The sequence below is a fragment of the Thermaurantimonas aggregans genome (genome assembly GCF_003851885.1).
GTDB classification, from domain to species: Bacteria; Bacteroidota; Bacteroidia; order Flavobacteriales; family Schleiferiaceae; genus Thermaurantimonas; species Thermaurantimonas aggregans.
Map to the genome: position 1 here is coordinate 1 of NZ_BHZE01000054.1, position 778 is coordinate 778.

A 778-nucleotide genomic window follows, 5' to 3' on the forward strand; every position below is an offset into this window, starting at 1 on the left:
ACAGTAGTGGCTGATAGTGGGTTGTTGTCAAAAGCCAATATAGAAGAATTAGCATCCTGTGGACATGAATTTATACTTGGAGCACGACTGAAAAATGAAACACAGCCGTGTAAAGAGAAAATTCTTAGCCATTCATTTAAAGACGGTGAAAGCATCGTGATACCAAAAGGCGATTATAAGCTTATAGTAAACTTTTCACAGCAAAGAGCAAAGAAAGATAGGTATAACCGGGAAAAAGGCATTAAACGCCTTGAAAAGCTCATTAAAAACAACAAACTAACCAAAGCAGCCATCAACAAAAGAGGGTATAACAAATTCTTAACGATGAAAGGCCCCGTGGAAGTAGAAATAGATGCAGAAAAGATTATGCAAGACCAAAAATGGGATGGATTAAAAGGATATTTAACCAACAGTACCCTCTCAAAAGAAAAAATACTGGAGAACTACAATCAACTTTGGCAGATTGAAAAGGCATTTAGAATTGCCAAAACAGACTTAAAAATCAGGCCTATTTATCACTATAAACAGCGAAGGATAGAGGCTCATATATGCTTAAACTTTGTGGCATATAAGATTTACAAAGAATTAGAAAGATATCTAAAACAAAAGAAATCAGATTTATCAGCAGAAAAAGTCATTGAAATAGCACAAAGCATTTATCAAATCGAAATCACTACACCCAAGACGAAAGAAACCATTAGCAAAGTAATCCTTTTAACAGAGGAGCAAAAAAAAGTAGCTTCAATCTTCAATTTTGGGTGTTAAAATGCGGAAGTCA

General features: G+C 34.7%; 1 protein-coding gene. It reads left to right on the top strand.

Annotated elements, in window-relative coordinates; translation table 11 throughout:
• A partial coding sequence (locus tag EIP89_RS11400; RefSeq protein ID WP_148086804.1) for an IS1634 family transposase occupies positions 1–765 on the top strand: 765 nt, incomplete at its 5' end.
• Between the last annotated feature and the right edge of the window lie 13 nt (positions 766–778).